We start from the raw sequence: 8,238 nt of genomic DNA, 5'->3' as shown, positions 1-8,238 counted from the left end.
CGCGGGATGGAGCAGCCCGGTAGCTCGTCAGGCTCATAACCTGAAGGTCGTAGGTTCAAATCCTACTCCCGCAACCACTTCTTCTAAGTCATAGCCATACGCTCACAGCCGCCTTCGGGCGGTGTCTTGCGTTGTGCTAAGCCCCCCAGAAGCAACGTGGAATGACCTAATGGGATGAACTGCCTTCCCACCAAACGTTGCTATCATTGCGGGCAGAGGTGGAGAGAGGAGCATCTGATGGACATCGAGGTTCTGGGCATTGATCTGGGCAAGACCGTTTGCAGTCTTGCGGGGCTGGATGAAGCGGGAGCGGTTGTGTTTCGCAAACGGCTCCAGCGGCATCGGCTGTTGGACTTTCTTACTACGCTCCCGCCTTGCGTGGTTGCGATGGAAGCCTGCGGCGGGGCGCATCACATCGGGCGCTTTTGTCTTGAGAAGGGACATGAGCCTCGGTTGATGTCGCCGCTCTATGTCCGGCCCTATGTGAAGGTTCACAAGAATGACGACCGTGATGCGGAGGCGATTGCCGAAGCCGCGACGCGCCCGACGATGTCATTCGTTGCGATCAAATCAGAAGAACAGCTCGACCTTCAGGCTTTGCACCGTGCGCGGGAGCGCCTCGTGTCGGACGGGACGCGCTTGATCAACCAGGGTCGAGGCTTCTTGATGGAACGCGGCATTCGGGTTGGCACTGGGCGCCACGTCTTCCAAAAGGAACTTGCCAGATTGGCTGCAGAGGGCGCTTCCGATCTTTCCCCGCGAATGCGCCTGCTGGTGACTGACATGGCGTCAGAACTGGGCGTGATCAATGAGCGGGTCGCGGCGATCGATACCGAAATCAAGGCGCTGGCCAGGACAGATGCCGATATGCAGCGCTTGATGGAGATCCCCGGCATCGGTCCGACGATTGCGACAGCGCTCGTAGCAGCTGTCGGCACCGGCAGCTCTTTTGGCAAAGGTCGTGATCTTGCCGCATGGCTTGGTCTGGTGCCGCGGCAGGTCACGACAGGTGGCAAGGCCAAGCTGATCGGCATCTCGAAACACGGTAACCGATATTTGCGTAAGCTCTTCATCCACGGAGCTCGAACGGTGCTGCATCTCGTGCGTGACAGGACGTCGCCAATAACGGCTTGGGCAGACGCTTTGAAGGGGCGAGCGCATGTGAACGTCGCGGCGGTCGCCATGGCCAACAAGATGGCACGTATTGGCTGGGCCGTTCTGACGAAGGGTGAGAGATATCGGCCGAATGCCATGAGCGGCCTGTAGTCGGGCAAACGCGCAACCGGACAAAGGAATCTGCGAGCGAGGAGGAGATGGACCAACGACCGATCGGCGTCCTGCAGGTCTGACGGGGGGCATGGCCCTTGAGTGCCGATGAGCTAACGAGACACAGGACGCGCGACTTCCCATCTTGGTCAGGGGCAACTCGAACGGCCCCTAAGAAAGACCGAATACATAGAAGCAGGGTCAGCGGCGCATCGACAAATCACTTGCAGGGGAGGCAGTTCATACATGCTCCCCTGAAATGTCCTCGTTTTGAGGTTAGCCTGTTCTCCAGACGAGGAGACAGACGATGAAGAGAAGCCGGTTCAGCGAAGAGCAGATCATTGGCATCCTGAAGGAGCACCAGGCCGGGCTGGGCGCGAAGGAGCTGTGCCGCAAGCATGGCATCAGCGACGCGACCTTCTACAAGTGGCGCTCGAGATATGGCGGCATGGAGGTGTCGGACGCCCGCCGGCTGAAGGCGCTGGAGGCCGAGAACGCGAAGCTGAAGAGTTCGCGGTGACCGTGGCCCCGGTGGGGCCGCGTAAGCGCGTAGAACGCTGGCCGAACAGATGCTCGACGTCGCGACGCTGAAGGAGATGTTGGGAATGGGAGCAGGCGAACGCCATGCGTTCGAGAGAGCCTGCGGACGCTTCTGAGGCCCGGTTCGAGGCGGCGTGCCGTGGACTGGGCCATGAAGGAGAAGAGCTACTCGCAGCGGCGGGCCTGTGCGCTGGCCGGGATCGACCCGCGCGTGTATCGGCGGCAGCCGACCAGGCCGGAGGACCGGAAGGTGCGCCAGCGGCTGCGGGAGGTGTCGGGCGAGAGGCGGAGGTTCGGATATCGGCGTCTGCACAAGGATTGCCCTTGCACATATAGTGAATGGCTGCTTCCTGCCCGGATCACCGGACCCGTCGTGATCGGCCCAATGCCAACCTTCGAGGCCTCTCGAATGCCGCAGCGCAGCCTTCTTAAACCGGTCATTCGGGCAAGCATGTGGCATTACGAAGTCGCCGAGTGCCCGCTGTGCGGACCGCTTTGACGTTCGCCTTATTTGCTCAGATTTTGCCGCGCCTACCCGACCACGTCCCTGAGCTTGAAATATGCAATCGTTGCGGCGACGTAGAGGCGGCGAAGTTCGTGGAACGGGATCGGTGCGATACGAGTCAGCGGGAGGGGCAGTGCCTCTCGGCGACCGGTATCGATATAACTGCCAAGCCATTCTCCCATCTTGCTTTGCAGCGCCATGCCGCGACCCTGACATCCGACCATGATGACGAGGCCAGGCTGGGGCTCATGGATATGGGGAAGGCTGTCCTGCGTGATCGCTACGCGACCGCCCCATCGGTATTCGATCGGGTAGCCTTCCACATCTGGAAAGGTTCGGATGAGCATCCGCTCGACATGTGCGAAGTCCTCCGGTTTCGTCGGGTCGCCGAAGGTTCCGCGACCGCCCATGAGCAGGCGACCGTCCCGATCCTTGCGGAAGTATGCCAGCAAGCGCCGAGTGTCCGAGGCGACGATTCCGCCTGGCATGATCCTGGCATCAAGATTGCTCGAAAGCGGTGCGGTAGCGACCTGAAAGCTGTTCGCGGCGATATAGCTACGTTCGAGCTTTGGCCAGATCTGTCGAGAATACGCGTTGGTGCAGACTGCGACCCGCGGTGCCGTCACGGTGGCGCCGGACGCCGTTCGCAGCTGCCATTGTCCTGACCGGGACGTGATGTCGGTCACTGGGCTCCGTGAGGCGATGCGGACGCCTTCGGTGAGTGCGCCGCGTGCCAGGCCGCGGGAGTAGCTCAGTGGTTGAACGCTGCCGGCCCTGCGATCTATCCAGCCACCGAATCCAGTGTCGGCTCCAAGCCGAGAATGCACCTCGTCGGCCGTTAGTTCATCGACGTCCGCCCCGTACTTCTTCCATTGCTGGCAGCGAGAAATTGCGATGCGTAATCCGGCTTCCGAATGCGCTGGCTGTACCCACCCTTGGCGCGTGTCGTCGCAGTCGATTCCGTAGCGGTCGATCAGCTCGAAAACCTTGCCAGCGGTTGCACCGAAAGCTTCGATAGCCGCGGCGCCAGCCTCGGGTCCGAACATCTCGATCATATCATCGGGGTCGTATTTAATGCCGGGGATGACCTGTCCGCCACTGCGACCGGAAGCTCCCCAGCCAACATCCTCTGCTTCCAGAAGGGTAACCGAGCGCCCTGCTCGCGCGAGATGGATTGCCGTCGAGAGGCCCGCGATGCCACCGCCGATTACTGCGACGTCTGCGGTCGTGTCGCTTTCGAGCGGATAGGTTTCCGGCGCAGGGGCCGCAGTCGCTTCCCACAACCCATCAGAAATCGAGGTTCTCCACCGCCAGGGCGTTCTGTTGGATGAACTCGCGGCGGGGTTCCACGACGTCGCCCATCAGCTTCGAGAAGATGTCCTCGGCCTCGGCCACGTCCTCGACTCGCACCTGAAGCAGGGTCCGCGCGGAGGGGTCGAGTGTGGTTTCCCACAGCTGCTCGGGGTTCATTTCGCCCAAACCCTTGTAGCGCTGCAGGCTCAGGCCCTTTTCACCCTCGTTCAAGATCGCGTCGAGCAGTTCGAGCGGGCCGTGGATCAGGATTTCGCGCTCTTTGCGCACCAGCTTCGCCGGGCGGTCGTAGACCTCTTGCAGCTGCTCGGTCTGGCTGCCCAGACGGCGCGCTTCGCCCGAGCGCAGCACGGCACCGTCGAGCGTGCGGACCTCTTCCACGCCGCGCAGAACGCGGGCGAGGCGGATGCCGTGATCCTGCGTCGGACGGCCCTGCCAGCCGCGCTCGTATTCCAAAGCGACGAGGTCGAGGCGCTCGGCCACCGAGTTCGCGACGCCCTGCGCGTCTCCGTCGATCTTGCCCGGCACCATAGCGCCCGCGATCGCGGCCTGTTCGAGGATGTGATGCGGGTAATGGGTCGGGAAGGTTGCGAGGATCCGCTTGATCAGGCGGGCCTCTTCCACGACGCGCTTGAGATCCTGACCGCTGATCTCCTCGCCGGTGTTGAGCCGCAGAATCGCCCCTTCGACGCCCATATCGATCAGGTAATCCTCCAGCGCGGTCTGATCCTTTAGGTAGACCTCGGACTTGCCGCGCGCGACTTTGTAAAGCGGCGGCTGCGCGATGTAGAGGTAACCGTGCTCGATGATCTCGGGCATCTGGCGAAAGAAGAAGGTCAGCAGAAGCGTTCGGATGTGCGCACCATCGACATCCGCATCCGTCATGATGACGATCTTGTGGTAGCGCAGCTTGTCGATGTTGAATTCGTCACGACCGATTCCGGTGCCGAGCGCGGTGATCAGCGTGCCGATCTGATCCGAGCTGAGCATCCGGTCGAAGCGCGCGCGCTCGACGTTGAGAATCTTACCGCGCAGCGGCAGCACCGCCTGGTTCTTGCGCTCGCGGCCCTGCTTGGCTGAACCGCCCGCGGAGTCACCCTCGACGAGGAAGACTTCGGAGAGCGACGGATCCTTCTCCTGACAGTCGGCGAGCTTGCCGGGCAGGGAGGCCACATCCATCACCGTCTTGCGGCGCGTGAGTTCGCGTGCCTTGCGAGCAGCTTCCCGGGCCAACGCAGCCTCGATAATCTTGCCGACGATCTGCTTGGCCTCGTTCGGGTTTTCCTCGAACCATTCGGCGAGCTTCTCGTTCACGAGGTTCTCGACCGCCGGACGGACCTCGGAGGAGACCAGCTTGTCCTTGGTCTGGCTGGAGAATTTAGGATCGGGCACTTTCACCGAGAGCACGCAGGTCAGACCTTCGCGCGCGTCGTCGCCGGTGAAGTCGACCTTCTCGCGCTTGGCGATGCCGCTTTCCTGCGCGTATTTCGTGATCGTGCGGGTCAGCGCCCCGCGCAGGCCCGCCATATGGGTGCCGCCGTCACGCTGCGGAATGTTGTTGGTGAAGGGCAGCACGGTTTCGTGGTAGCTGTCGTTCCACCACATCGCGCATTCGACGCCGATGCCGCGCACCTCGCCGACCATGTAGATCGGGTCCTCCATCACGGCGTTTTTCGATCGATCCAGATATTTCACAAATTCCCGAACGCCGCCTTCATAGTGCAGCTCGGTCTTGAGCGGCTCGGCGGGGCGCTCGTCTTCGATGATGATACGAACGCCGGAGTTCAGGAAGGCCAGTTCGCGCAGACGCTTTTCCAGCGTGGCGAAGACGAACTCACGGTTCGAGAAGGTGCCCTCGGGATCGTCTTCCTTGCTCGACGCGAGGAAGCGCACCTCGGTGCCGCTCTCGTTCGGGGCCTCGCCCACGACATGCACATGCTCTACGCATTCGCCATGCTCGAAGCGCGCCTTGTGGATCTTGCCGTCGCGCCAAACCGTCAGTTCCAGCCAGTCCGACAGCGCGTTCACCACCGAGACGCCAACCCCGTGCAGACCGCCCGACACCTTGTAGGCGTTGCCGTCGTCGTCGGTGTTGTTGAATTTCCCTCCGGCGTGCAGCTGGGTCATGATGACCTCGGCCGCGGAGACGCCTTCTTCGGCGTGAATGTCGACGGGAATCCCGCGCCCATTATCACGCACGGAGACCGAAGAATCCGCGTGAATTTTCACGGCAACGTAGTCGGCGTGACCCGCGAGAGCCTCGTCGATCCCGTTGTCGACGACCTCGTAAACCATGTGGTGCAGGCCCGAGCCGTCATCGGTATCGCCGATATACATTCCGGGCCGTTTCCTAACGGCCTCCAAGCCCTTGAGAACCTTGATGGAATCGGCGCCGTATGCGTTCTTCTTCGGGGTGTCGTCGGTCATGCCTGCCCGTCCTTTATCTGTTGCCGGTTTTATATCGGCTGGGCCCGGGAATGTCACGCGTCAGACACAAGATTTAGGGGGTCACGTCACGGCGATAAGAAGGCCGACGAGGATCATCAGCCCACCCGCGATCCGGTTGAGCTTTGCGAGCTTGCCGCGGCTTTGTACAAAGGCGCGGATGCGGCCCACGAAGGCGGCGAGGATAAGGTTGCCGGTCAGCGGTACGATGGCCGAGATCAGACTGACCGTGGCGATGTCGATCCAGGTCATCGTGGCGATCGGAAAGAAGCCCGGCAGGATGCCCATGTAGAACAGGATCGCCTTGGGATTGCCGATGATCACGATAAGCCCGGCGACGAAGCCCGCCCACATGCCCGGGCGCGTCAGGCGGCTGTCGGAGCTGATCTGATGTTCGGCATGGCGGATCAGGAGCGCCCCCATCCCCACGAACATCGCGACCGCCACCCAGCGCAGCGCATCGAGGAACCAGCTGAATTCGCCGACCAGCCACGATACGCCCAAGATCGCGAGTGCGGGCCAGACCATGTCGCCCACCGTCACGCCAAGCGCGAGCGGCCATGCAGAGGCGAACCCGCCGGCCATCGCGCGAGCGAGAAGGGCGAGCCAGACCGGCCCGGGGGTGAGGAAGAGAACCAGAAGCGCGCCGGTGTAGAGCGCGATCTGCGATAAGGTGAGGGTCATGGGAGGGTAAGGCTTCCGTCGTCGGCCAGCGGCCAGAAGGGATTATGGGCAAGTTCCCAGACATGGTGGTCGGGATCGGCGTAATAGCCCGCATAGCCGCCCCAGAAAGTCTTCTCGGGGGCTTTCAATTCGGTTGCGCCTGCCTTGAGGGCGGCAGCAAAAGCGGCATCCACGTCTTCGGGGCTGTCGAAGTTCTGCGCCAGCGTCATCGCACCTGTGCCCAGCCTTGCGCGGGTAAGGCCCTGATCGGCGGCCAGCGCCGGCAAGGAGAACAGGCTCAGCGCCATCCCGTGCAACTGGTAGAAGGCGACGTCCTCCTGCTCGGCATGGGGCTGCCAGCCGAGCGCTGCGTAGAAGCGCTTCGACTGGTCGAGATCGGCCACGCCCAGCGTGATCAGCGTCACACGTTGCTGCGGATAGCTCACGGCATAGCCTCCCTCACCTCAGAGCCCTGCGGCCCCTCGACCACTTCGAGATATTGCCCCCGGTCCCCGAGCGCGTCGAACAGCTCAGCTCCCGTGCCGGTCATCAACACCTGCGCGCCCATCGCGCAGATTTCGTCATAAAGCGCCGCGCGCCGGCCGGAGTCCAGATGGGCGGCGACCTCGTCGAGCAAAAGCACCACATCCTCGCCCGCAAGCGCCCGCGCATTGGCGAGGATCAGCGAGATCAGCAGCGCCTTCTGCTCCCCGGTAGAGCATTGCGCGGCGGGGGCATCTTTCTCGACATATGTGGCGAGCAGATCGGCCCGGTGCGGCCCCTCCAGCGTGCGGCCCGCTGACATGTCGCGCGGGCGATTGGCGTCGAGGGCTGCGGCCAGATCCCCGGGGCCTTCGTTCTCGAGGACCAGATGCGCTGCTGGAAACGCCGTCGCCGCATCCGCCTGCGCCTGCATGATCCGCGTGAGGGCTTCGGCCCGGTTCGCCCGGATCGCAGCGCCCGCCTCGGCCATCTGTGCCTCCAGCGCGTGATACCAGTTCGGATCGCGGACCATGTCCTTGAGCAAGCGGTTACGCTCGCGCATCGCCTTTTCATAGGCCAGCGTGACCTCGGCATGGGCGGGGGTGAAGCTCATCACCATCCGGTCGAGAAACCGCCTGCGCCCTTCGGCCCCTTCGATCCAGAGCCGGTCCATCGAGGGCACCAGCCACAGCACCCGCAGAATCTGCGCCAGTGCCACCTGCGGCGCGGCTTTGCCATCGATCTCGACCCGGCGGGACTCGCCGGGCAGGGCGGAGGTCTCGATCTCATGGGTGTCGGTGGCGGCGCGCAGCTTCCAGCCAACGGCTTCGGCGCGGCGCATCAACTCGTCGGCCTGCGCCCGGCGCAGCCCACGCCCGGGTGAGAGCAGCGACACCGCCTCGAGGATATTCGTCTTGCCCGCGCCGTTGGGCCCGTAGATTGCCACGGGCCGCCCGTCGAAAGCGATTTCGGCACGACGATGCGAGCGGAACTGCAATATCTTCAGTTCACGCAGCATCGCGCCT

Annotated in this window: 6 protein-coding genes, 1 tRNA gene and 1 pseudogene; 3 read left to right on the top strand and 5 right to left on the bottom strand. The window is 63.0% G+C overall.

All coding sequences use genetic code 11. The annotated features are described in order from the left end of the window. The 3 genes and pseudogenes from B6V75_RS17735 to B6V75_RS17725 all read left to right on the top strand — a co-directional run. A tRNA-Met gene (locus tag B6V75_RS17735) sits at positions 1–77 on the top strand. A gap of 160 nt (positions 78–237) precedes the next feature. Next, positions 238–1,266, top strand: a complete 1,029-nt coding sequence (locus B6V75_RS17730; protein ID WP_088720559.1) for an IS110 family transposase — start codon at positions 238–240, stop codon at positions 1,264–1,266. Positions 1,267–1,573: 307 nt separating this feature from the next. Further along, positions 1,574–2,119: pseudogene (locus tag B6V75_RS17725) on the top strand (transposase); the annotation flags it as partial. 218 nt (positions 2,120–2,337) lie between these two features. Here the strand turns inward: B6V75_RS17725 and B6V75_RS17720 are convergent. The 5 genes from B6V75_RS17720 to recF form a co-directional block, all read right to left on the bottom strand. Continuing rightward, positions 2,338–3,594, bottom strand: a complete 1,257-nt coding sequence (locus B6V75_RS17720; protein ID WP_206198510.1) for an FAD-binding oxidoreductase — start codon at positions 3,592–3,594, stop codon at positions 2,338–2,340. A 4-nt stretch (positions 3,595–3,598) separates the two neighbouring features. Next, positions 3,599–6,049, bottom strand: a complete 2,451-nt coding sequence (gyrB, locus tag B6V75_RS17715) for a DNA topoisomerase (ATP-hydrolyzing) subunit B (RefSeq protein ID WP_075776770.1) — start codon at positions 6,047–6,049, stop codon at positions 3,599–3,601. A gap of 81 nt (positions 6,050–6,130) precedes the next feature. Continuing rightward, the gene (locus tag B6V75_RS17710; protein WP_075776771.1) at positions 6,131–6,751 is read right to left on the bottom strand and encodes a LysE family translocator; all 621 of its coding nucleotides are present in this window, start codon (positions 6,749–6,751) and stop codon (positions 6,131–6,133) included. Beyond that, a complete protein-coding gene (locus B6V75_RS17705) occupies positions 6,748–7,176 on the bottom strand; it encodes a VOC family protein (protein ID WP_075776772.1) in 429 nt (142 codons plus the stop codon). Before B6V75_RS17705 ends, B6V75_RS17710 begins: the two co-directional genes overlap by 4 nt. Then, positions 7,173–8,231 (bottom strand): DNA replication/repair protein RecF, encoded by a 1,059-nt coding sequence (recF, locus tag B6V75_RS17700; protein WP_088720557.1) that lies wholly within the window; start codon positions 8,229–8,231, stop codon positions 7,173–7,175. The genes B6V75_RS17705 and recF overlap by 4 nt, the downstream gene beginning before the upstream one ends. Positions 8,232–8,238: the final 7 nt, after the last annotated feature.

It is taken from the genome of Thioclava sp. F1Mire-8, assembly GCF_002213165.1.
In the GTDB taxonomy this organism is placed as follows: Bacteria; Pseudomonadota; Alphaproteobacteria; order Rhodobacterales; family Rhodobacteraceae; genus Thioclava; species Thioclava nitratireducens.
This window is presented reverse-complemented; position numbering and strand designations above follow the sequence as displayed.